The organism is Flavobacterium sp. (genome assembly GCF_044361015.1).
Taxonomy (GTDB): domain Bacteria; phylum Bacteroidota; class Bacteroidia; order Flavobacteriales; family Flavobacteriaceae; genus Flavobacterium.
Genome location: NZ_JBIKJL010000015.1, coordinates 23367 through 46554, shown reverse-complemented (window position 1 = coordinate 46554; position 23188 = coordinate 23367). Strand labels below are relative to the sequence as shown.

Here is a 23188-nt window from a genome sequence, read left to right as displayed (position 1 = left end):
TTTTGGCGGAGTCATTCGCGATATACTGTGCAATGAAATCCCCATCATTTTCCGAAGAGAAATTTACGCCACCATTTGCATCATCGGAGGTTTGCTATTTTTTGCCTTAAAGCATTTCAACTTAAACGATGATGTGCTTTATTTAGTAACCTCTGTCGTTATCATTTCCATTCGATTGATGGCGGTTAAGTTTAAATGGTATTTGCCGACGATGGGGAGGGGATAGATTTCTCAACTAACCCGCTCTAAATTAGCACAATGCTAGTCGAAAGACTTCATAGAGCTAGGGTTAATTTTTGAAAACCATGTTAAAGTTGTATATATTTGATGATATATACTAGTTACTGGCTTTATTAAAACCTAAAACACGAACTACGAGTCTATTTTAATAATGAAAAAAAAAATTGTAACATTCATTTTTCTATTATTTACGGTGATTTCTTTTTCTCAAATTAGAACAAAGGATGTAATTGGAACATGGTATGCAGAAAATGAATTGACTCAAAGTAATTTTAATGACACAATTAAATTTTATCAAAACCCAAAAATAATTGAGAATATAAAATGTGAATTTATTAAATGGGAAATAGAAAAGAAAACATTTAAATTGAGTGAAGTTAATTTATGCTCAGCAAAAGCAAAAGTATCTTCAATTCTTATAAAAGAAAAGATTGAAATAATTAAAACTGACTTTGGTCAAATAATAGAATATTACCAAGATAAAAAAGTAATTGATAAATTCAGAATTATTAGACTTCAAAATAATATTTCTAAAGAATTTACAGTAATTCGTTTCGACAGATTAATTGATCAAAAACTTTATAAATATGTTGATTCGTTGATATTTAAAGTTTTGAAATACAATCCCGAACCAGATGAAAGCTTAACTAATTATGGTGTTCAAATTGCTGACGGCAACCCAAATTTTAAAGTAACAATAAAGGAAGGCGAAAATAGAAATCTAGAACCTCTGATTGTTGTTAATGGATATCTTATAAAAAATAAAGAAATACTAAAAGAAATACTTTTAGCAGAAACTTATGGAATTACATTTTTAACAAAAGAAAAATCAGCAAGCCTTTATGGTTATAAAGCTGTAAATGGAGTTATTATTTTACAAACTTCGGAGAAGAAATTTAAAGCAATACGAAAGAAATACTACTGGTAACACTAGCTACCGTCAATGGCGAGGTCAGAGCTATCAGGAAAGTAAGCTGATGAAATAAATTTTGGTTACATTTGTTTGGTCCGTGATAATGGTCGCAAACTCTAGATGATGGACTTTACCGGTAATGTTAGCAAAAATGAAATACATCAAAAAAATAATTTTCTTATTTCTAATAATGATATTTATTAGTTGTGATCCACCTCATAACATAGTTTTTATTAACAATGGTCAATCAGAAGCAAAAATTAAAATTCATATCGATACAATTGTTGAAAATAATGAGTTTATGAATTTTGATGAATTGCAAAAAGATACAATTGTATATAAAATTAAACCTTCAGATACTTGCACAATTTTTTTTGGAATTGGAACTTGGTCTGATAGTGAAGTTAAAAACATTTCAAAGTCAATCAAAAAAATTGAAATAGGAAACGAAGAGTTTCAAACAATCTATAAAACTAAAAATAAAATTGAAAAGTTATTAATTGAAAATAGAGATGATAAAATTGGATGGGAAACAGAAATAATTTTCGATATTAGATAATAAAATTATGTATAAATTTTAATCTATTTTTTCTTTATAATACAATTCGCTTTTAGTCAAAATAAAGGCGAAATTAAACTTGATAAAAACATTACTTTGAAATGGGTAATTCAAAACCTCCGCTCAAAGTCTCCCGACTTCGTCACAATAACTAATCCCCTCAACCTCACAACTCCTCGCATGGTTTTTTTTAAGCAAACTTCATCATAATCAAAAAACCAAAGAATCACAAATCAAAACAAAAAACAACCCCCAAAACACACAAATTCTTTATTAATTCCTACAAAAAAATCAAAAATTTAAAAGAATCAAAAAATCAAAAAGAACAACAAAACTAAAAACTAAGAAACCAAAAAAATTAAAAAATGTCATGCTGAGCCTGCCGAAGTAAAAAAAACTAAAAAATCAAAATCGCACTTCTAAAGCAATTTTGCACCTACTAAAAAGTAAAGTAAAAGCACCAAATAGCGATTAAATCAATAAAAACAAGCCCTAAGCTACTTCAACAAGTGGCAGTTCCTTCAAAAAAAACGCTCGATGTTACTAAAATTATGCCCGATGATAGTAAAAAAACGCCCGATGATTGTAAAAATATGGCCGATGATAGTAAAAAAATGCCCGATGATAGTAAAAAAATGCCCGATGATTGTAAAAAAATGGCCGATGATTGTAAAAAAATGGCCGATGATTGTAAAAAAATGCCCGATGATAGTAAAAATATGACCGATGATTGTAAAAAAATGGCCGATGATTGTAAAAATATAGCCGATGTTTCAAAAAAAATGGCCCATGTTTCAAAAAAAACATCGACGAATGACACTTTTTTAAATCCAAATTTTAAAAAAATAGGATAACAGCAACTAAAAAAAGTCAAAACTAAACGTATCCTTTTAGAAATTCCTACAAAATTTAATCATTCCGAGATTGGCTCAACAAATTTTTCAATAGCGACCTTGCCTAGATAGTTTTTTCCGTAATAAACTCAAATTTTTTGCCAATGTTGCTCGCAGTAAATAAGCAGTATAAAATCAAACGCAGTGTTTCACCATATAAATAAAACGTCAAAAAAAAGAGGAAAGTAGTCGCTACAAAATCAAGTTATCAAATCGTTCGGCAGTCATTTTCAACGCGTGATATACAAAAATCCTTGATAAGGTTGACTATAATTGGGGTCATTCAAATGAAGCACATAAAAATAAGTGCCATCCGGTGCAATATTTCCGTTCCATTTGATTTCTTCCGTTACTTCGCCCCGCCAGTCGGCTGTGTTTTGGTTGCCCTTCCAAATAAGATACCCCCAACGGTTATAAACCGCTAGTTCAAAATTCAAAAAAATGTCCCGCAAACCATCAATAAAGAAGTAATCATTCCAACCGTCTTCATTGGCAGAAATGAAATTATAAACCGTAGGCGGACAATTTTCAACCGCCAGTGGAAGCGGAGCCACACTCGGACACGGTTCATTTTCAATCCGAAGATAAAGGGTCTTGGGCGTTTCAGCGGAATAATTACCCGTAGAAAGAATGGCATTTGTGCCCAATTCTGCCTCTTCCAGTGTTTCATGGGCTGTCACAGCAAGCATCTCCGTTCCGCTTAATTCATTCAACACCGGATTTAAATCAAAAGTTCCCCGGCTAAAGCCTTCGTTACAAACCAGCAACGCTTTTAAAGCAGGAATAATAGGCGAAACTAACAACGTTACTTCTTGCATTGCCGTGTTGTTCGCATCGCTAATTTCAATTACAATTCCGGTGCCGTTACCAATGTCGTCCACCGCAAAAACTAGTTCAAATGAACTCGTTATCCCTTCCGGAAGCAATAGCGTTATGCTGTTTGATTCACTGCCGTCAATGGCAATCACATTCATAGTGGCAGCAGAAGCAATGACAACACCGTTAACATAAACCGCAATAGGGGTGTTGGCCGGCAACGGATTGGTAGCATTCAAATTATAAACGGTATAGTCAACCGTAACTTCATTGGAATTACAACTAAGAAAAACGTTGTCAATCACAATGGTCGCATCCGGAACCTGACTGTTTAATTTCGTCACCACGGCATTAATCATCACAAAATCCTGACCCGAGGTCAACGCTATTTCCGCCGATTGATCACCCGGCTGAATGTTATTTTGAATATCATAAATATCTAAATCCATATTAAACAAGGCCGAACTTCCCGTGATGCTATTCGTGCCGTTAAAGGCATTATTCTCCGGATTCAAAGGCGGATTGCTCAAAATAGTTCCATTAATACGAAGCGTTTCATTAACCAAAATTCCCACATCGCCTTCCCAGGCCAAAAAACCAATTTTAGCTCCTTGATTATCAATCACGTTTAAACTGTTTAAACTAATATTCAACTCTTCGGGAACACTCTCTAAACCATCATAAAGGTTAATTTGATTCAGAGGTAAAGAGGCATTATAATAAACCAAAATAATCGCCCATCCCGCAAAGTTGGTTCGCCGTTGAAAATGTAAAGGCAAAAAGGAGAGATTGTCTAACCCTGAAAAAGTATAAACGCCATTTCCTGTAGTAGCAATAAAATCAGTTATATCTGCAAAAGCACTGAAAAAAGTAAAATCAACCCCATTAAAATTGCGAATTAAACTAAAAGTTCGTGCTGCCGTAAAGCTTTCACCGTTTAACTCAACCTCAAAATCGCCATCGCCTGAACCGGCCCAGTATAAATAGGCTTTCAACAAAGTGTCATCGGAATTCAAACTTAATTCAGCCGCAGACGAAGCCAATATTTCCTGAGAAGTTTGAAAACTGTTTTCAGCAGGGTTTAAGGTATTGCCAACGAACGTAAAATCATACCTACCATTAAACTGTTGATACAAACTAACCTCTTGCCCCCAAACAGAGAATGCAAAAAAATGTAGTAGCCATAACAGAAAATAGTTGTATTTTCGTTTCATAAAGTATAAATCCTCAATTTTGGATTTAAAGATACTATTTTATTGAATATAAAAAAAGTCTCGAGGCATTCGAGTCAGTAGTTAAGGTGCATCAATACCAAACAAGAACATACGCTTCAGCCGATTATTCAACTTGGAATGATTTTATAAATCAAGCCAAAAACGCTACTTTTTTATTTCACCGCGACTTTATGGAATACCATTATGATCGCTTCGAAGACTATTCACTCATCGTAGAAGATGACAAAGGATGGTTGGCCGTTTTGCCGGCTAATCGAGTAGGAAAGGAAGTCTTTTCACACCAAGGGTTAACCTATGGCGGATTGGTTTTTAAAGGTGATTTAAAACTAGAAAAGGTACTGCTGATTTTCAAATCAATTTTACAACAACTTTATGTAAGCGAAATCAAAACACTACATATAAAAGAATTGCCTTTTATCTATTGTGATTATTTCTCAGATGAACTAAAGTATGCTTTGTTTCTCGCTGAAGCTAAATTGTCTCGCCGCGATACCTTAGCCGTAATTGATTTATCAAAAGAAATAAAACTGTCAAAAGACAGAAAGCAAGGAATAAGAAGAGGAATTAAAAATCAATTAATCATTAAAGAAGAAAATGATTTTACTTCTTTTTGGAACTTGGTGTTAATTCCGAATTTAATAAATAAGCACCAAGCAAACCCGGTTCATACTTTAGAAGAAATTTCTAATCTGAAACAGAAATTCCCTTTAAACATCCGACAGTTCAACGTGTACAAAGAAAATGAAATAGTGGGCGGCACCACCATTTTTGAAAGTAAAAAAGTAGCTCATTCACAATATATTTCAGTCACATCCTCTAAGAATGAATACGGAACGTTAGATTTTCTGCATCATTATTTAATGACAGAAGTATTTAAAGATAAAGCGTTTTTTGATTTTGGTATTTCCAATGAAGAACAAGGACGAAAATTAAACAGCGGTCTTTCCTTTTGGAAAGAAAGTTTCGGAGCTAAAATTGTAACGCAGGATTTTTATCAAGTTCAAACAGAAAATTATTTCAAATTGGAGCAAGTAATCGTATGATAAAATTTTTCGATTTACATAAAGTCAACAAGCAGTACGAAAAAGCTTTCCATGAAAAGTTAGAGCAGTTCATGCAAAGCGGTTGGTATATTCTGGGAGACGAAGTACAATCTTTTGAAAACCAATTTGCCGCTCATTGCGGAACCAAACATTGCATTGGAGTGGGGAATGGTTTAGAGGCTTTAGTCTTGATTTTCAAAGCTTACCTCGAACTTGGAAAATTACAAAAGGGCGATGAAGTAATCGTTCCGGCAAACACCTATATTGCAAGTATCTTATCCATTTTACAAACGGATTTAGTCCCGGTGTTAGTAGAACCCAAGTTAGATACCTTCAATTTGAATCCGGATTTAATAGCCGCTAAAATTACTTCCAAAACCAAAGCCATTTTGGTCGTTCATTTATACGGACAGTTAGCGGATATGGAAAAAATTGATTCGATTGCAAAGCAACACAACTTGTTAATCATCCAAGATGCAGCTCAAGCTCATGGAGCCCATCTCTCATCACCCAAAAGCAATGACTCATCACCCGTTTTTAATTACCCTTCTGCCTACAGCTTTTACCCTTCTAAAAATTTAGGTTGTTTAGGCGATGGCGGAGCAGTGGTAACTAATGATGATGAATTAAACAAAATCATTCGTGCGTTACGGAATTACGGTTCTGAAAAAAAATATGTCAATGATTATATTGGAATAAATTCCCGCTTAGATGAAATTCAAGCCGCTTTTTTAACTGTAAAACTACCCAACTTAGCGAATGATAATCAAAAGCGAAGACAAATCGCCAATCGTTATTTAGCTGAAATTAAAAACGATAAAATTGTTTTACCTTTTTATGATGGTTCAACCAATCATGTGTTTCATTTGTTTGTCATCCGCACAGAAAAGAGAACCGAACTACAACACTATTTAAAAGAAAACGGTATCGAAACCATGATTCATTATCCGATTCCGCCACATCAACAAAAAGCATTGAAAGAATTTAATTCGTTATCTTTCCCAATCACAGAAAAAATTCACAGTGAAGTCTTGAGTTTACCGATGAGTCCGGTGCTCACAGAAGAGGAAGTGAGTAGAATCATTCAAGTTTTAAATCAATATTAATGAGTGATTGAAAAAAAAAATACATATCGAAATATTCTTAAAGCTACTACGATATTTGGAGGTGTACAAGTTTCCTCAATTATCGTGTCAATTATAAGGTCAAAATTTTTAGCCATTTTTATTGGTTTGGCTGGATATGGTATTTTCAGTCTTTTAAACTCTACAATTGAATTAGTAAGAGCGTTGACAAGTTTCGGCTTAGAGACAAGTGGAGTTAAAAAAATATCCGAAGTAAATTCAATAAATGATAATCGTTTAATTTCTAAAAATGTATATGTCATATTGAAATTAGGATTGTTAACCGGAATTTTAGGAACTTTAACAGCAATGATTTTTTCCAATTACCTGAGTAGATTTAGTTTTGGAAATTCAGATAAAACAATTGCTGTAATTTTAATATCTGTTTCAATTTTATTTAAGCAACTCACAAGTTCAAAAAACGCAATATTTCAAGGGATGGCTAAACTAAATTTTTTAGCAAAATCTAATTTATACGGAAATATTTTTGGTTTAATAATGACACTTCCTTTATTTTATATATTTAAAATAGATGCTATAGTTCCGGCAATAATTGTTACATCATTCATAAGCTTTATAGTATCAGTTTATTATTTCAAAAAATTAAATATCGAAAAATCCTCAATAAAGTTTAATGAAATTTTAATTGAAGGTAAAGATGTTTTGTATTTTGGAGGTTTACTGTCTATTAGTAGTTTTTTGCCTGTTCTAAGTAATTATTTAATACAAATTTTCATAAGTAAAAACGGAGGGATTGAATTGGTAGGACTTTTTAGCGTAGGATTAATTATTATTAATTCTTATGTAGGTATACTATTTAATGCGATGAGCACAGAGTATTATCCGAGGTTAGTTTCAGAAATTAGTTTAAATAAAAATGTAAATAATTCTGTAAATCAACAAGCAATCTTTTCTATGTTGATTATAGTTCCAATTATTATCCTTTTTTTTGGGTTAATGCCCATAATTATTAAAATTTTATTTACAGCAAACTTTTTGGAGGTAATGCCTTTTGTTTCTTGGGCTATTTTGGCTATGTTTTTTAAATCATTTTCTTGGTCTATGGGACTAATGATTATTGCTAAAGCTGACTCTAAGGTTTTTACAAAAACTTCAATTATTTTTAACTTTCTATATTTATTGATTTGCCTTTATGGTTATCATTTTTATGGCTTAGAAGGTTTAGGTATTGGATTCCTTTTATATTTTATTATTCACTTAATTTCAGTTTTTTTTGTTGTTAAATGGAGATATGGGTTGATATTAACAAACAAACTTTATATAGTTTTTGTTATTTGTTTAGTATTATGTATTATCTCTATAGTTTTATTTCACATTAGTAATTCTTGGATGAAATATATTTTATTTTTAATTACATTTATTTTTTCAGTTCTTTTTGCTTACAAAGAATTAATGAAAAATTCAGATTTAAAAGAATCTTTAATAAGTTACTTTAATAGAAAGAAAAAATGATCCATATAAGACGAATTTACCATAGGGTTAAATACATTAAAAATCTATTTATTAAAGTAAATTGGATTAAAACAATTTATTTTAATTTCAAAATATTTCCTTATGAAACAGCTATTAAGCTACCTGTTTTCTTTTACGGTAAAGTGAAATTTCAAAGTTTAAAAGGAAATATACAGATTGACGCACCAATAAGAAGAGGTATGATAGGTTTTGGACAACCATATGAAATGAATACAAAGCATATTGGTATAGCAGAATTATTTTTAGAGGGAAATATAGTTTTTAAAGGTTTTGTTCAATTCGGGAAAGATTATTTCGTTCATATTTCAAAAGGATCAATGCTAGAAATGGGAAATATGTCTTCTATAGGTTCAAGAGGTAAAATAATATGTGCAGAATTAATTAGATTTGGAAATTATACAAGAATTGGTTCAGAGTCACAGGTTATAGATACCAATTTTCATCAAATGATTAATACTTTTAATGGTGAAACTTATCCTATGAAATCACAAATTTATTTGGGGGATTTTAATTTTGTAAGTAACAGAGTTACTATTCTTTCCAAAACAATAACGCCAAATTATTGTACAATTGCTTCCAATACTTTATGTTCTAAAAATTATTTAAATCTTGGTGAAAATATTTTAATTGGTGGAATCCCTGCAAAATTAATAAAGGAAAATATTTCAAGAGATTGGGAAATTGAAAAAGAACTGTTAGATAAATGGTTAAAAATTTAACAAATAATTAACTGTTTTATGTTTTTTTTTTTTTTGTAATTTTAAAGAATTAACTTATTAATCTTTTATTATTATGAAAAAAATTTCGTTTTTATTTGCTGTTATGATTACGACAGTAGTTTCAGCTCAATGGAGTCCAACAGGGACTTCTTTAACATCAAACATTTTTAGATCTGGTTCAGTTGGTGTTGGTTACACCACAACACCAAGTTTTGGAACAAACAAGTTTTTGGTAAATGGTAATTCTTATTTTTCCGGAAATTTAGGTATTGGTACTACTACTCCGAGTGAAAAAGTTGACATTAATGGTAATATTACAGCAAAACAAGCTTTGTTTTTTAATTCTGCTCCTAATGGAACAAATTATGCTACTTGGGCAGGTAGATTTAGAGCCTCAATTGCCTTAACCGCAGGAACTAAATTATTTGACCAAGGAGTTCCTTATGGTGTTTTTAGTATATATGACTTTCCAGATAATCCAAGTGATGCTAATACACCGAATCCAACTGTGTTTTTAAATGTATCAGACAGGGCTGCTAAAACAAGATTGAGATTTCATGCAGAACAAGGTGATGAAACTGGGTTTAGAATAAATGGTAAAAATTCGGATGTGGTTTTTAGAATTTTTGATTCTGGAAATGATAATGATGTTTTTTTGGATATGCCCAAATCGAACTCAAGGGTTGTGATAGCTGGTTGGGGTGACTATTTACCACAACATAAATTGGTTGTAAGAGGTAGTTCAATGATAGAAGGAAATATTTTAACAGATTCAAACATTGGTATTGGAACAAGCAATTTTACAGATGGTACAGATAGTTACAGATTATCTGTTAATGGTGCGGTAAGAGCAAATCGAGTAAGAGTTTATACAGACTGGGCTGATTATGTTTTTGAAAAAGATTATAAATTGCCAACTCTTGAAGAAGTTGAAAAACACATAAATGATAAAGGGCATCTAATTGATATACCATCTGCTTCTGAAGTTGAAGAAAATGGTATAGAACTAGGCGAAATGAATAAATTATTGCTTCAGAAAATTGAGGAATTGACACTTTATATTATTACATTAAATAAAGAGGTTGAACAACTTAAAGAACAAATTAAAAAGTAGTATTCTATGAAAAAGAAAGTTAGTTTACTCATTTTTATGAGTCTATTTTCTTTAATAAGTTTTGGTCAAGACCTCAATTTCTTTTTAGTAGAAATGTCAAATAAGGAATTTGCTCCAAAATTTAAAAAAGAAAATAATTTTATTGTTTACGATGGAAAAGACGAAAGAGAATTTAATTTTTTTAAAAATTATAATATTCTCGATTTTTTTCAGGCTTTTCCAGATTCTAAAAGAGAAAAAACATTAAATGTGTTTATGTTCGTAACGAAAGAAAAATTTTTTGGTGAAAATTTGGTGACAACATTTTCAGATAAATTTATAAAGTTTGAAGATGTTACCGATTTTAAAGTTGAATTAAGTAGTAGTTATCCAAATGATTATGGAATTTCAAGTCCTCAAACTAATCTAGGTTTTCCATTAAGTTTAAGTAATTTTGATTATGTAAATGTTCCTAAAGCATGGGATTATACTTATGGTGATAGCTCAATTAAAGTGGGTATTTCTGATGCGATTATTGATGTGAGAGATGCTGATTTTTCAAGTAAAACTACTTTATTGCCAGGATATTTTGATTCTCAAAATTATTCTCCTCCCTATTCACTTAATAATATTGAAACTTGGCATGGAACATCAGTTGCATCCATAGCCGCCGCACAAGGAAATAATTCATATGGCTTGGTGGGAGTTTGTTCTGACTGTAGTATTTTGGCAACTTGGTATTTATACGGTACTCCGGGAACTTACACAAACCCAACTCCAAATTTAAATAGATTATTACAACTTGCCTATAATGGAGCTAAAGTTATTAATATGAGTTGGACCACTTTTAGTACTTCACCTCCTAACACATATTCAATTTATCAATGGATTTTTGATGAAATTTATGATGAGAATGTAGTTTGTATTGCGAGTGCAGGTAATAACAATAGCTCTCCAGGTTTATTATATGGATATCCTGCTTCATATAATCATGTTATTTCAGTATTATCTGTAAATCATAAAAATGAATGGAGTCAGGAAGTAGTCAATGATCCTAATTATGGTGAAATTTCATTATTTGTTAAGGATATGATTTCTCCATCTGTAGTAACAAATTATAATGGTAATGGGCCATATGCATTTAATTCTTGGCATACAGTAAATGAAAGTGTTGATATTTGTGCTCCGGGTTATAATAGTGTAATTTATCCATGGTATTTATTAGGAAATACTCAAAACGGACAACCTTTATATTATGGTAGCGGAACTTCTGGGGCAGCTCCTCATGTTACAGGGACAGTTGGTTTGATGTATTCATTGAATGATTGTTTATTAGTTGATGAAGTTGAAGATATTATTCAATTAACTTCCAAAAACTTAGAGTCTATTAATGGCAACCAAAATTTTATAGGTTATTCAGGATCTGGTAAGTTGGAGGTTGGTGATGCTGTCGAATTTACATATGAATCGATGATTCCAAATGGAAATGCAGTTATTGATAACCAAGATTTTTTGAGATTTAACTTTGACTTAAGTAGAATAAGTAATAATTTGACATTATCTAATTTAATTTTGAGAGAATCAAATACCTCTACTTTTAAAGCTAAAAACAGTATTGATATCATAGAAAATTCTGATTTTAAACCAACCACAGGATTTATAGATATTAATATAGATACCAGTATGGATATATGTTCTTCTTCTCAAAGAGTTTCCAAAAGTAAATCTAAAAAGGAAGAAAATAATTATGACTTAATACAAAGAAATTTAGATAAAAAAGTTCAACTTTTTCCTAATCCTAATGAAGGAGATTTTAGATTAGTTTTTAATGATAAAATATTAGAAGAAATTGAAGTCAATATTTTTGATGTATTTGGTAAGTTAGTGTACAGTATGAGTTCAAAAGAATCTCAAATAGATTTTAAATTGAATAATTTGAATAGTGGAGTTTATTTTGTAAAAATAAGTTCATCTGAAATGAATGAATCAATAAAATTCATTAAGAAATAATTTAAATTTTTAAAGAGGGCTGAAAAAGCCCTCTTTATTTATCCCAAACCTTCAAATACTTCTCGGCAATCTTCACATAATTATGTTCCTTTTCAACAAAAGCTCTTGCCTCTTTCCCAATCCTGATAATTTCCTGCGGATTTTCAATTAATAACGATAACTCTTTTACCAATTCATGCACATCCGGTAAAGCATTGATGGCAACTCGATCTGTTAACTGATAATAATCAATATACTCTTGTTCAGCACCGGTGAAAACTACTTTTCCTTTCGCCATCGCTTCTAATGCATTGTATCCTTGATCATAAGCATACACTTGGTCCAAAAGAATATGAGCTTTGTTATATAACTGAATATATTTCTCATAAGGAATGTTTTCCGTGATGATAATTTCTACTTTAGCAGCATATTTTTCATCAATAATCTTTAACGCTTCTTCAAAAAAGTGAATGCCTTTTTTGACATAATTGTGCCTGTTGATGCCTAAAAACAAAACAACTTTATCTTTTATTTCCATAGGAATAAAATCAATTTTAGCACAGTTGATTGGATTCGGAATCAATCCGAGATACTTTGATTTTCCCTCTAACGGAATCGCATAATCGAAATCAGTGGCAATGACCCCGTTACTGTTTTGATATAAAAAATGATGTAACTTCAAATGACTTTTGGAAACATACCGCAGCATATAAGGATATTCATTACTTGCTTTTTGTTCTTCCAGATAGGGAGTAAGTATAGAGTACTTAAACTTTTTGTCTAGCATATATTGCACATTCACGGCATCGGCACCTGAGGAGAGTAAGAACAATTTGTTATTATGCAAAAGCAGTTTTTGAATCAAATAAATCTCAAAGGATGCAATGGTATTAATAGATGCTTCGTTAATGAACTGAATCACCTCAAACTTTTTCAGTTTAGGAAGTAAAAAATAAAACCGAAGACCACGTTCAATAGAAGCAATATCAATCTTAAAAAATTTGTGCAAAGCTCTTCGCGGATAGAACAAAAGTTTCGATTTACTCCATTTCGCATCATACGAATAATCGTTGGGATAATTTTTAAAATCATCACCATCACTCACTAGCGTAACTTCATGACCAAGTGTCAAAAGTCCCTCTTTTAAAGAATTATGCAAACGGCTGTATTCGCCTATCAATAAGATTCGCATGAATCGATTATATTTGTATGAATTTAAATGAAATCGCTTGCAAGATAAGAAAATAAAAATTGGATTGTTAGGAACCAGCTTAGCCCATGGCGGAGCAGGAAAAATCCTTGCTTTGTATTCCATTGGCTTCGAAAAGGCAGGGTTTGAAGTGCATACTATCCTGGTCAATTCAACTATTGATTTTGAATACAAAGGAAATTTAGTAGACTTAAGCAAGCACAAAAAGGGTTTCTTCAACCGATTGAATCGATTCTTGATTTTAAAAAAATACATTCAAAAGAATCAATTAGATTATTTAATAGATTTTCGGGTTCGCAATAAACCGCTGATGGAATTGTTACTCAATCAATTTGTTTTCAATTGCCGCTATATTCCAACGGTGCATAGTTTTGAGTTAGATTTTTACTTTCCTAAAAATGATTTTTTGGCGAAACTGATTTATCGAAAAGCCTATAAAATTGTCACGGTTTCTAAAGCTATTCAACATAAAATTGAACAAAAGTATTCGCTCAAAAACGTCGTTACGATATCCAATCCGTTAGATTTTGATGAAATAGAAGCAAAAAGTGAACAACCTATTTTAATGGCTGAAAAGTTCATTTTAGCAGTGGGCAGAATGGAGGTAGACAACATCAAGCAGTTTGATAAATTACTGGAAAGTTATGCTGATTCTCAATTACCGGCACAAAACATTCACCTAGTTTTTCTGGGTGACGGCATGTTTAAATCTAAATTAGAATCGATTGTAGCAAAAGCTAACCTTGCCTCGTTTGTTCATTTCAAAGGGTTTCAAAAAAATCCGTATGCCTTCATGAAGCAAGCTCAATTTTTAGTGCTTTCCAGCAGAAATGAAGGTTATCCCAATGTGTTAATTGAAGCTTTAGCTTGTGGAACGCCGGTAATTTCGTTTGATTGTGAATCAGGGCCAAACGAAATCATTCAGCAGGAACAAAACGGCTTATTAGTCGAAAATCAAAACGTTGAAAAATTAACGATTGCCATGAATCGATTTGTTTTGGAACCGGAATTATTGAAATTTTGTAAAGTAAACACGTTGCATTCTTTAGAAAAACATCGATTTGAACAAGTCATTTCACAATGGAAGGAAACAATTTTTAAAAAATAAGGCACTCTAATTACTTAATCCCTTAGATTTGTAAATCAAAATTAAAAATAAACTATTTTGTCTTTTCAACTTATAGCTATACCAAAAATTGAAGATCCGCGTGGCAATTTATCTGTCATAGAAAAAAACGTTTTGCCTTTTGAAATGAAACGTGTTTACTATTTATATGATGTGCCAAGTGGTGCTGAGCGTGGCGGACATTCGCATGTTCAACAAAAAGAGTTTTTGGTGGCTCTTAGCGGAAGTTTTGATGTCATTCTAAACGATGGAAAAACAGAAAAGACAATTACTTTGAACAAACCTTTTGTAGGCTTATTGATTAACGAAGGAATATGGCGAGAACTGAAAAACTTTTCTTCGGGTTCTGTTTGTTTAGTGGTGGCTTCAGACGTGTTTGAAGAGGAAGATTACATCCGGGATTTCATCGATTTTTGTAATTCTAAATAACGGAAATGACGAAAGAAACCTCATTCGTTTCTGTGGGTGACTTCCTTGACGTTTACTATAAAGTGAAACAAAAAGGATTTCTGCAATTGACATCCCTTTTTAATTTAACGAAAAACAAACGGGTTTCAGCAAAATGGGACCAATATCAATCTTGCTCTGATTTTTGGATTATTCCTTCTTTACAACAATATTGGAATAACTTAATTTCAGGCAATCCGGAAGTGAGTTATGAGTCGTATGTTGTTCAAAAATACTTACACAACAAAACTAATTTATCCTTATTATCCATTGGTTGCGGCGAAGGAAGACACGAACGTAAATTTGCCGTTTCCGGACTATTTTCAAAAGTAATCGGTGTAGATATTTCTAAAGACAGAATTGAACGAGCCAAACAATTGGCTTTAGAAAACAACTTAAAAATTGACTATTTAGCTGATGATTTTCATCGAATGAATTTTGAAAATGAATCAGTTGATGTAGTTTTATTCGATTCTAGTTTGCATCATTTCAATGACATCAATGGGTTTTTAAAAAACGAAATTTCACCATTATTAAAAACTGATGGAATTTTAGTGGCAAATGAATTTTGTGGTCCCAATCGTTTGCAATGGAAAAAAGAGCAACTTGATTTTGCAAATGATTTACTAAAAGAACTTCCCAAAAAATATAAAACACTCATCGATGGCAAATCTGTTAAGCGAAAAGTTTATCGACCGGGACTAATAAGGATGATGTTGGTTGATCCTTCCGAAGCTCCTGATTCTGCTAATTTAAAAAATGCTTTGCAGGCCAATTTCACTCTGTTGGAAGAAAAAAAATTAGGATGGAATATTCTGCATATTCTCTTGAAAGGAATTGCTCATAATTTCTTAAAAAATGACGATGAAACAAATCAATTACTTGCTTATTTGATTAAAAAGGAGGAAGAGTTTGTGGAAAGTGTAGGTGATGCCGATAGTATTTTTGGAGTCTATCAAAAATCAAGACTTAAATAAGCGGGTGTAAAAATTGAAATACATTTTGTTTGAGTGCAACAACTGTCCAAACACAAATAGCTTTTTCAAAATAAAGGTAGGTAACTTCAACAATATTCTACTTTTCAAAGGGCAATTTTCCATCGCAATGGCGGAATAATAATAAGCAAAGTTCTTTTCATCACCGGCTAATTTATGTTTAAGAGCATAAACAACCCGGTACAAATCTAAAAATTTCTTAAGGGAAGGATTTACTTTTTCTTGTTGATAAAACTTATCTAATCGGGCAAAGTTTCGTTTTGTAGTATCACTGAAACTTATTTTGTTTTGAGCCGTCATATTATATCGGGCAGAAATTTCAGTAGAAAAAGCTACCGGATAATCAACCGCAATTCGAATCCATAAATCGGTATCTTCTCCTGCACCTAGGGTTATTGTTTCATCAAAGCAACCAATTTTATCTAAAATAGCTTTCGGAACGGCAACAGCACTCGTCCATGCCAATCGATAGGTCATACTTGATTTAAAAAAGTCTTTTACTATTCCGCTCCAATTTTCTTCCGGAATATTGTCAAAAATAGGCCGAATGATATTGTGCTCGGAATAATAAAATTCATAATTAGTGGCCAGTAATCCGGCCTCCGGAAATTTTTGATACAATCCAAATAACTTTTCTAAATGGTTTGGAAACCAATAATCATCAGCATCTAAAAAGGCAATAATTTCCCCGTTAGCATAATTAATTCCGAAGTTTCTCGCTTGTGAAACACCTTTGTTATCAGTTGAAATCAGCAAAATTCGTTCATCGGAAAACGATTTTACAATTTGCTCACTTTTATCCGTTGACCCGTCATTAATGATAATCACTTCAAAATTAACAAAAGATTGACTCAACACACTCTCAAGCGTTTGTTGAATTTCTTTTTCCTTATTGAAAAGCGGAATAATTATGGAAAATATGGGTTTCATGACTATTGCATTATTCTAATGAGCAAAGATAACCTAAGCGATAGATATCAAAAAAAACTAATTTTGGATTTGTACTCAATATATTTTTCTTTAAAAAGGGAGCTACAATTTTAAAACCAACTGCTACCAATTTTATTAATCCCATTTTTTTCAGTTTGAAATAAGCTTGCACTAACGGATTCATTTGGTCCACACCTTTTTCATGAAGAAGGTATTTTTTTCGGGATACAACTCCTTGCAACGCTTTTTGAAAATAAACTTCGTTTGTTTCTAATCCTAAATGAAGGATTGGGTTATCAAGATGAAGCACAGAAATATGATGTTGATAAAGTTGATATCCAAAATAAATATCCATGCCATAATTTTTCTCGTTGGCTTGGTAATTAAAGTTTAAAAAAATTGATTTTGGAACTAGCATATTTCCTGAGAACACGTAGGTATAGGGATTTTTATTTCGTTCAGAAGCATATTTTTCTTCTCGCTCTTTTCCATACCTATACCTTAAAATTTTTGTAGCATCAGTTGATTCCTTTTCATATTGATAGCCGCCAAAAATAACTGTGTTCGGTTGTATAGCATCTATATAATGTTTGATAAAAGCGGAAGTAACGGGAATCACATCTGCATCTAAAAATAATAACCAGTCGTATTTTGCTTGTTCTGCCAATCGTTGCCGAGTTCGCGTCCGTCCGACATTGGTTTGGTTAACGTTATAAATAGAGCTGGGTAAAGTTGAAATAACTTGATTTTCAATTTGATAATCATTATCAGATTGGTCATCCAAACAAATGATTTCAAAAGGAATTTGTGCTTTTAAGCATTGTTGATGCACATTTTTAACAAGTGCAAGAATAGCATAATTATAAGTCGGAATTAAAATGGATAGCATATTAAAGTCTTAATAATCCATATTTAAAAATACACCAAATTGCCCAAAAACCATCTTTCCAATTGATTTTTTTTCCTTCTTCATACGTTCTTCCGTAATAGGAAATGCCTACTTCATAAATTCGAATTTTGGGAATGCGAGCTATTTTTTGAGTGACTTCCGGTTCAAACCCAAAACGATTTTCATGCAAAGAAAGTGATTTTAGAAGGGTAGCATTAAATAATTTGTAACACGTTTCCATGTCAGTCAAGTTTAAATTGCTGAACATATTTGATAGGAAAGTCAAAAACCGATTGCCAATGGTATGCCAGAAAAATAAAATTCGATGGGGTTTTCCGCCCATAAACCGCGAACCATAAACCACGTCAGCATGACCGGCTAGCATTGGTTTTAATAAAACAGTATATTCCTCCGGGTCATATTCCAAATCAGCATCCTGAATGAGGATGAAATCACCGGTAGCTTTTGAAATTCCGTTGTGAATTGCGGCACCTTTGCCTTTGTTTACGTCATGCTTGTAATAATGAATGACAAATTCCGGATTATTAAATTGATAGGATAATAAGGTTGCTTCGGTTTCATCGGTTGAACAGTCATTCACTACAATGATTTCTTTCAAAACAGCCTCAGGTAATACAACGTCCTTAATTTTGTTTAAAATCAAATGAATTGTCCTTCCTTCATTGTAGGCAGGAATAATAATCGATAATTTTTTGGGATTGCTTTGGTTTTCCATACAATTGAAAATAATAACCTATTTTTGACTATTATTTTTAAAGCAGCAATTTAGCTTTTTTCAACCAATAGTGAACTTATTTTATTCAAATATATGACACTTTTTTTTCAAAAGTATTATTATCATTTCATACTCGTGACCGTTGGATTGCTTTGGTTGTTATTTTTATCAGCAATGTTGGATATTTCTGCTCAAACCTTGATATATCCTGACGCCGGTGATTATAACTTGTCTGCCACTAATTTGTATTTATATTTTCGTGGCCATTGTTATCGACCAATGCTGATGGCGGCTATATATGGTTTTCCATTGTTGTTTGGAGCTTCTGCCTTTGATTTGTATGGCATTGCGATATATATCAATATTTTTTTATGGTTAGCTACTATTTTAATTTTATTTGAATTACTTCAAACTTATGTAAGTGAGAAAATCGCATTTTTGATATCACTTTGTTTTGTTTTTTTTGTTAGCAATGCATTGTTTAATTTTCATTTATTAGCAGAAACCCCTTTTCTTTTTTTCCTGATTTCAGGGTTTTATTTTATTCAAAAGTATACTCAAACGAAGGTTTTTAAATGGCTCGTATTTGCTCTTTCCATCATCGTTTTAAGTATGTTAATCAAACCTGCCAGTAAGTTTTTTGCAATACTTATGCTACTCTACTTTGCCAAAATACTTTTTTCGCAGTATAAACAAAAAGTAATGGTTTTTTTGTACGCTTCTTTGGTTTTATGTTTTGTTCAAGCGGCTGGTTTAAAACACCAGTTTGGCGATTTTACCATTAGTTATATTGATAGTGTGACGTTTTATAATTACTTGTTTTCAAAAGCAGATTGTTATAGAAAAGGAGTAGAATACAATCAAATTAAGAATCCCAGAGCGGAATATTTATTCACTCACAAAGCCCATGAGCAAAAACAAATTGCCAATGCGGATATCAAAGAACAATTGTTGAACAACAAATGGAATTTGATAAAAGCGTACAGTCACAATTTTATGTGGAATTCTGTCACCGGTTCCATTTGCATCAATGGGTATTCAAACGTAAAGGGAAATCCAAATTTTGAAACCAACCAAACTATTTTATCTTGGATTTCTAAATACCAAAATCGATTAATAACGGGTTTAGGAATCGTGCTGACTTTGTTGTCGGTTTGGCAGTATTACAGAAAAGATACCTTTTTGCTTTTCGCCGGGCTTTTAATACTTTATATCATTGGAATATCAGGTATATCAAGTAATCAGGGCGATCGATTCCACCTGATAACTTATCCGTTTACCTTATTGCTGTTCGCAAAATACTTGAGTACTAAACCGTTCTTTGCACCACTTCAAAAATAGTGCTGTCTTCGCATTTCAACGTTTTGGATGGAAATTTCATAATCAACGCATAATCATGTGTTGCCATGATAATCGTTTTTCCGTTTTGATTAATTTTTCGCAATACTTCCATCACTTCCACACTGGTTTGCGGGTCAAGGTTTCCGGTCGGTTCATCTGCTAGAATTATTTCTGGATCGTTTAATAAGGCTCTGGCAATAGCAACCCGTTGTTGTTCTCCACCCGATAGTTGATGAGGCATTTTGTGTAGCATTGATTTCATGCCAACTTTTTCCATCACTTCATCAATTTTTTGCTTCATTTCAGTTGTTTCTTTCCAACCGGTTGCTTTCAAAACAAATTCTAGGTTATCAAAAACACTTCGGTCCGGCAGTAATTTGAAATCCTGAAAAACGATACCTATTTTTCTTCTCAAATACGGAATGTCATTTTCTTTAAGTTTAGCCAAATCAAAGTCAACTATAAAACCTTCGCCGTTGGTTAGTGGTAAATCGGCATAAAGTGTTTTCATAAAACTACTTTTCCCGGAACCTGTTTTTCCAATCACATAAATAAAATCACCGCGTTTCACATCTAAGTTGATGTTTTTCAAAATCATGTTGTTTTCTTGCGAAATATTGACGTTTTTTAACGATGCGATGGTGTTTGACATAAATTGACTATTTGATTGGTAAAAGTAGTAAGTTACCAATGGTTTTCAAAATTATTTTTTCAATTTAGTAAGGGTATAGATTCCACCTGCAAAAAGTACAACAGCAAGTCCTAAATATAAATAGCCTTCCTGTTTGCCTGATTCGTTAGAAGCATCAATTTTTAAACCCAATAAATTGACTGATTTGGAACTGTAAGTAATCTTTGTTGCACCGATGTAACCAATTCCCAAACTGATAATTTTTAAAAACCGCTCCTATAATTTTTGATGAATTCATTTTTTTTAAATTTAGTATTTCTACAAGATAATGAATTTAAGCATAGAATCAGCATTTCTGCCATTTATAAAAAATAGTGTGGCATAATTATTATAAGATATATATAAAACAATAGTTTTTATCTATTGAAAACTAATAATTATACGAGTTTATTTTGTTAAATTTGAGATTGTTAAATCATTAGATTGAAACTACTTTTTAAGGAATTAAAAGGTAGTTGTGTTTTGATATTTAATTTTTAAAACAAATTAATTTAAACTTAAAATAATAAATATGAACAATTCACAACCGGGAAAATGTCCGTTTGGTCACGGAGCCAATACTGAAACCAGCAATTCAGTAATGGAGTGGTGGCCTAAATCGCTTAATTTGGACATTCTTCATCAACATGACACAAAAACCAATCCGAATGGTGAAAACTTCAACTACGCAGAAGTCTTCAAAAAATTGGATTTAGAAGCTTTAAAAAATGATTTGAAAGCATTGTTGACCAACAGTCAAGATTGGTGGCCGGCTGATTGGGGACATTATGGCGGATTAATGATTCGGTTAGCTTGGCATGCTGCCGGAACTTATCGGGTGGCTGACGGTAGAGGGGGAAGCAACACAGGAAATCAACGTTTCGCCCCGCTGAACAGTTGGCCTGATAACGGAAATCTTGATAAAGCCAGAAGACTATTATGGCCTATTAAGAAAAAATACGGAAACAAAATTTCATGGGCTGATTTATTCATTTTAGCCGGAAACATGGCCTATGAATCGATGGGATTCAAAACCTTTGGTTTTGCCGGTGGCCGGGAAGATATTTGGCATCCGGAAAAAGATGTGTATTGGGGTGCAGAAAAAGAATGGTTGGCTAAAACAGGAGTAGAAGGAACTCGTTATAGTGGTGAACGTGACCTTGAAAATCCATTAGCAGCGGTAATGATGGGATTAATCTACGTAAACCCTGAAGGAGTAGACGGAAATCCGGATCCGTTAAAAACTGCTCATGACATGCGTATAACATTCAAACGAATGGCCATGAATGATGAAGAAACCGTTGCGTTAACTGCAGGTGGTCACACCGTTGGAAAAGCACATGGTAATGGAGATGCTTCCATTTTAGGTGAAAGCCCTGAAGGCGGTGACATCAAAGACCAAGGTTTTGGTTGGATGAATCCAAAAGGAAATGGAAACGCAGGTGATACCATAACCAGTGGTCTAGAGGGTGCTTGGACAACCAATCCAACTACATGGGATAATGGTTATTTTGAAATGCTTTTTAACCATGAATGGGAATTAAGAAAAAGCCCTGCAGGTGCTTGGCAATGGGAACCAATCAATATCAGAGAAGAAGACAGACCGATTGATGCTCATAACCCTTACGCTCGTCAAAACCCAATTATGACCGATGCTGACATGGCTTTAAAAGTGGACCCGGAATACAGAAAAATTTCTGAACGATTCAGAAATGATCCTGCTTATTTCAATGACGTTTTTGCCAGAGCTTGGTTCAAATTAACCCACCGCGATTTAGGTCCGAAAAATAGATACCTTGGTACCGATGCTCCAACAGAAGATTTGATTTGGCAAGACCCAATTCCAACGGTTGATTACAACTTATCTGAAAATGAAATTCAAGAATTAAAAGAGAAATTACTAAACAGTGGTTTAACGCAAGCAGAATTAATCAATACCGCTTGGGACAGTGCCCGAACTTTTAGAGGTTCTGATTTTAGAGGTGGTGCAAACGGGGCTCGCATTCGATTAGCTCCTCAAAAAGACTGGGAAGCTAACGAACCTCAACTTTTAAATAAAGTATTGACTAAGCTTGCTGAAATCCAAAGCGGATTAGCTAAAAAAGTAAGCATGGCTGATTTAATTGTTTTAGGTGGAACAGCCGCTGTTGAAAAAGCAGCAAAACTATCCGGTGTGAACATAACAGTACCTTTCAGTCCAGGTCGTGGTGATGCTACACAAGAAATGACTGATGTAGAATCGTTCGAAGTTTTAGAACCTCTACACGATGGTTTTAGAAACTGGCAGAAAAAGGATTATGTTGTTAACCCTGAAGAAATGTTATTAGACAAAACGCAACTTTTAGGACTAACAGCACCGGAAATGACCGTGTTAATAGGAGGGATGCGAGTTTTAGGTACCAACTTTGGAGGGACTAAGCATGGCGTTTTTACCGATAGAGTAGGTGTTTTATCGAATGATTTCTTTGTGAATTTGACTGACATGAACAATGCTTGGAAACCGGTTGCTTCTAATCTGTACAATATTGTAGACAGAAAAACCGGAGCAACAAAATGGACAGCCACCAGAGTAGATTTAGTGTTTGGTTCCAACTCCATTTTGCGTGGATATGCAGAATTTTATGCACAAGACGACAACAAAGAAAAATTTGTAAAAGATTTCGTGACCCTATGGAATAAAGTCATGAACCTTGACCGATTTGATTTAGCTTAACTTTAAAGTTTTG

At 32.7% G+C, this 23188-nt stretch carries 22 protein-coding genes; 15 read left to right on the top strand and 7 right to left on the bottom strand.

What is annotated here, in order from left to right; genetic code table 11:
- The 4 genes from ACIQ2Z_RS05895 to ACIQ2Z_RS05880 form a co-directional block, all read left to right on the top strand.
- Nucleotides 1–226, top strand: a 226-nt coding sequence (locus ACIQ2Z_RS05895; protein ID WP_396183221.1) for a trimeric intracellular cation channel family protein, incomplete at its 5' end; no start/stop codon positions are given.
- Nucleotides 227–391: 165 nt separating this feature from the next.
- A complete protein-coding gene (locus tag ACIQ2Z_RS05890) occupies nt 392–1168 on the top strand; it encodes a hypothetical protein (protein ID WP_396183220.1) in 777 nt (258 codons plus the stop codon).
- Nucleotides 1169–1304: 136 nt separating this feature from the next.
- Entirely contained in the window at nt 1305–1712 is a 408-nt protein-coding gene (locus tag ACIQ2Z_RS05885; protein WP_396183219.1) for a hypothetical protein, read from the top strand.
- Nucleotides 1713–2221: 509 nt separating this feature from the next.
- Nucleotides 2222–2566 (top strand): hypothetical protein, encoded by a 345-nt coding sequence (locus ACIQ2Z_RS05880; protein WP_396183218.1) that lies wholly within the window; start codon nt 2222–2224, stop codon nt 2564–2566.
- 269 nt (nt 2567–2835) lie between these two features.
- Here the strand turns inward: ACIQ2Z_RS05880 and ACIQ2Z_RS05875 are convergent, their stop codons facing one another.
- The gene (locus ACIQ2Z_RS05875; RefSeq protein WP_396183217.1) at nt 2836–4635 is read right to left on the bottom strand and encodes a gliding motility-associated C-terminal domain-containing protein; all 1800 of its coding nucleotides are present in this window, start codon (nt 4633–4635) and stop codon (nt 2836–2838) included.
- A gap of 86 nt (nt 4636–4721) precedes the next feature.
- Between ACIQ2Z_RS05875 and ACIQ2Z_RS05870 the strand changes: the two genes are divergently transcribed.
- The 6 genes from ACIQ2Z_RS05870 (at nt 4722) to ACIQ2Z_RS05845 (ending at nt 12139) form a co-directional block, all read left to right on the top strand.
- Complete coding sequence (locus ACIQ2Z_RS05870; RefSeq protein WP_396183216.1) at nt 4722–5699, top strand: GNAT family N-acetyltransferase; 978 nt, start codon at nt 4722–4724, stop codon at nt 5697–5699.
- Nucleotides 5696–6805, top strand: a complete 1110-nt coding sequence (locus tag ACIQ2Z_RS05865) for a DegT/DnrJ/EryC1/StrS family aminotransferase (protein WP_396183215.1) — start codon at nt 5696–5698, stop codon at nt 6803–6805. The genes ACIQ2Z_RS05870 and ACIQ2Z_RS05865 overlap by 4 nt, the downstream gene beginning before the upstream one ends.
- A gap of 3 nt (nt 6806–6808) precedes the next feature.
- Nucleotides 6809–8296 (top strand): oligosaccharide flippase family protein, encoded by a 1488-nt coding sequence (locus tag ACIQ2Z_RS05860; protein ID WP_396183214.1) that lies wholly within the window; start codon nt 6809–6811, stop codon nt 8294–8296.
- Nucleotides 8297–8439: 143 nt separating this feature from the next.
- Nucleotides 8440–9036 carry an acyltransferase gene (locus tag ACIQ2Z_RS05855; RefSeq protein ID WP_396183213.1) on the top strand — a complete coding sequence of 199 codons (597 nt, stop codon included), beginning with the start codon at nt 8440–8442 and terminating at the stop codon, nt 9034–9036.
- Between the two features lie 73 nt (nt 9037–9109).
- Entirely contained in the window at nt 9110–10150 is a 1041-nt protein-coding gene (locus ACIQ2Z_RS05850) for a hypothetical protein (protein WP_396183212.1), read from the top strand.
- 6 nt (nt 10151–10156) lie between these two features.
- A complete protein-coding gene (locus ACIQ2Z_RS05845; protein ID WP_396183211.1) occupies nt 10157–12139 on the top strand; it encodes a S8 family serine peptidase in 1983 nt (660 codons plus the stop codon).
- 34 nt (nt 12140–12173) lie between these two features.
- On the opposite strand, the gene ACIQ2Z_RS05840 is transcribed toward ACIQ2Z_RS05845, so the two are convergent.
- A complete protein-coding gene (locus ACIQ2Z_RS05840) occupies nt 12174–13310 on the bottom strand; it encodes a glycosyltransferase (RefSeq protein ID WP_396183210.1) in 1137 nt (378 codons plus the stop codon).
- Between the two features lie 37 nt (nt 13311–13347).
- On the opposite strand from ACIQ2Z_RS05840, the gene ACIQ2Z_RS05835 reads away from it, so the two are divergent.
- The 3 genes from ACIQ2Z_RS05835 to ACIQ2Z_RS05825 are packed head-to-tail and all read left to right on the top strand — an operon-like array spanning nt 13348 to nt 15878.
- The gene (locus tag ACIQ2Z_RS05835; protein ID WP_396183209.1) at nt 13348–14436 is read left to right on the top strand and encodes a glycosyltransferase; all 1089 of its coding nucleotides are present in this window, start codon (nt 13348–13350) and stop codon (nt 14434–14436) included.
- A gap of 57 nt (nt 14437–14493) precedes the next feature.
- Nucleotides 14494–14883 (top strand): sugar 3,4-ketoisomerase, encoded by a 390-nt coding sequence (locus ACIQ2Z_RS05830; RefSeq protein WP_396183208.1) that lies wholly within the window; start codon nt 14494–14496, stop codon nt 14881–14883.
- Nucleotides 14884–14888: 5 nt separating this feature from the next.
- Nucleotides 14889–15878: a class I SAM-dependent methyltransferase gene (locus ACIQ2Z_RS05825; protein WP_396183207.1), complete on the top strand. Its 990-nt coding sequence runs from the start codon at nt 14889–14891 to the stop codon at nt 15876–15878.
- Here the strand turns inward: ACIQ2Z_RS05825 and ACIQ2Z_RS05820 are convergent.
- From ACIQ2Z_RS05820 to ACIQ2Z_RS05810, 3 genes are read right to left on the bottom strand one after another with little or no spacing between them, the layout of a single operon-like run.
- The gene (locus ACIQ2Z_RS05820; protein ID WP_396183206.1) at nt 15864–16826 is read right to left on the bottom strand and encodes a glycosyltransferase family 2 protein; all 963 of its coding nucleotides are present in this window, start codon (nt 16824–16826) and stop codon (nt 15864–15866) included. The genes ACIQ2Z_RS05825 and ACIQ2Z_RS05820 overlap by 15 nt on opposite strands.
- Before the next feature lie 10 nt (nt 16827–16836).
- Nucleotides 16837–17715 (bottom strand): glycosyltransferase family 2 protein, encoded by an 879-nt coding sequence (locus ACIQ2Z_RS05815; RefSeq protein ID WP_396183205.1) that lies wholly within the window; start codon nt 17713–17715, stop codon nt 16837–16839.
- A 1-nt stretch (nt 17716) separates the two neighbouring features.
- Nucleotides 17717–18451: a glycosyltransferase family 2 protein gene (locus tag ACIQ2Z_RS05810; protein ID WP_396183204.1), complete on the bottom strand. Its 735-nt coding sequence runs from the start codon at nt 18449–18451 to the stop codon at nt 17717–17719.
- A 93-nt stretch (nt 18452–18544) separates the two neighbouring features.
- Between ACIQ2Z_RS05810 and ACIQ2Z_RS05805 the strand changes: the two genes are divergently transcribed.
- Complete coding sequence (locus ACIQ2Z_RS05805; protein WP_396183203.1) at nt 18545–19792, top strand: hypothetical protein; 1248 nt, start codon at nt 18545–18547, stop codon at nt 19790–19792.
- Here the strand turns inward: ACIQ2Z_RS05805 and ACIQ2Z_RS05800 are convergent.
- Both ACIQ2Z_RS05800 and ACIQ2Z_RS05795 read right to left on the bottom strand, forming a co-directional pair.
- Nucleotides 19761–20444 carry a cell division ATP-binding protein FtsE gene (locus ACIQ2Z_RS05800; RefSeq protein ID WP_396183202.1) on the bottom strand — a complete coding sequence of 228 codons (684 nt, stop codon included), beginning with the start codon at nt 20442–20444 and terminating at the stop codon, nt 19761–19763. The two genes, ACIQ2Z_RS05805 and ACIQ2Z_RS05800, sit on opposite strands and share 32 nt — an antisense overlap.
- 51 nt (nt 20445–20495) lie before the next feature.
- Complete coding sequence (locus tag ACIQ2Z_RS05795; protein ID WP_396183201.1) at nt 20496–20675, bottom strand: hypothetical protein; 180 nt, start codon at nt 20673–20675, stop codon at nt 20496–20498.
- 319 nt (nt 20676–20994) lie between these two features.
- Here ACIQ2Z_RS05795 and katG point away from each other — a divergent pair, with 319 nt between their 5' ends.
- Nucleotides 20995–23175, top strand: coding sequence for a catalase/peroxidase HPI (katG, locus tag ACIQ2Z_RS05790; RefSeq protein WP_396183200.1), 2181 nt, complete (start codon nt 20995–20997; stop codon nt 23173–23175).
- Nucleotides 23176–23188 lie beyond the last annotated feature (13 nt).

What these genes read in the sequence shown, in the direction of transcription:
- ACIQ2Z_RS05890 (WP_396183220.1), top strand. Translation starts at nt 392, where the DNA reads ATGAAAAAAAAAATTGTAACATTCATTTTTCTATTATTTACGGTGATT.
- ACIQ2Z_RS05885 (WP_396183219.1), top strand. Translation starts at nt 1,305, where the DNA reads ATGAAATACATCAAAAAAATAATTTTCTTATTTCTAATAATGATATTT.
- ACIQ2Z_RS05875 (WP_396183217.1), bottom strand. Translation starts at nt 4,635, where the DNA reads ATGAAACGAAAATACAACTATTTTCTGTTATGGCTACTACATTTTTTT.
- ACIQ2Z_RS05865 (WP_396183215.1), top strand. Translation starts at nt 5,696, where the DNA reads ATGATAAAATTTTTCGATTTACATAAAGTCAACAAGCAGTACGAAAAA.
- ACIQ2Z_RS05850 (WP_396183212.1), top strand. Translation starts at nt 9,110, where the DNA reads ATGAAAAAAATTTCGTTTTTATTTGCTGTTATGATTACGACAGTAGTT.
- ACIQ2Z_RS05845 (WP_396183211.1), top strand. Translation starts at nt 10,157, where the DNA reads ATGAAAAAGAAAGTTAGTTTACTCATTTTTATGAGTCTATTTTCTTTA.
- ACIQ2Z_RS05840 (WP_396183210.1), bottom strand. Translation starts at nt 13,310, where the DNA reads ATGCGAATCTTATTGATAGGCGAATACAGCCGTTTGCATAATTCTTTA.
- ACIQ2Z_RS05825 (WP_396183207.1), top strand. Translation starts at nt 14,889, where the DNA reads ATGACGAAAGAAACCTCATTCGTTTCTGTGGGTGACTTCCTTGACGTT.
- ACIQ2Z_RS05820 (WP_396183206.1), bottom strand. Translation starts at nt 16,826, where the DNA reads ATGAAACCCATATTTTCCATAATTATTCCGCTTTTCAATAAGGAAAAA.
- ACIQ2Z_RS05815 (WP_396183205.1), bottom strand. Translation starts at nt 17,715, where the DNA reads ATGCTATCCATTTTAATTCCGACTTATAATTATGCTATTCTTGCACTT.
- ACIQ2Z_RS05810 (WP_396183204.1), bottom strand. Translation starts at nt 18,451, where the DNA reads ATGGAAAACCAAAGCAATCCCAAAAAATTATCGATTATTATTCCTGCC.
- ACIQ2Z_RS05805 (WP_396183203.1), top strand. Translation starts at nt 18,545, where the DNA reads ATGACACTTTTTTTTCAAAAGTATTATTATCATTTCATACTCGTGACC.
- ACIQ2Z_RS05800 (WP_396183202.1), bottom strand. Translation starts at nt 20,444, where the DNA reads ATGTCAAACACCATCGCATCGTTAAAAAACGTCAATATTTCGCAAGAA.
- katG (WP_396183200.1), top strand. Translation starts at nt 20,995, where the DNA reads ATGAACAATTCACAACCGGGAAAATGTCCGTTTGGTCACGGAGCCAAT.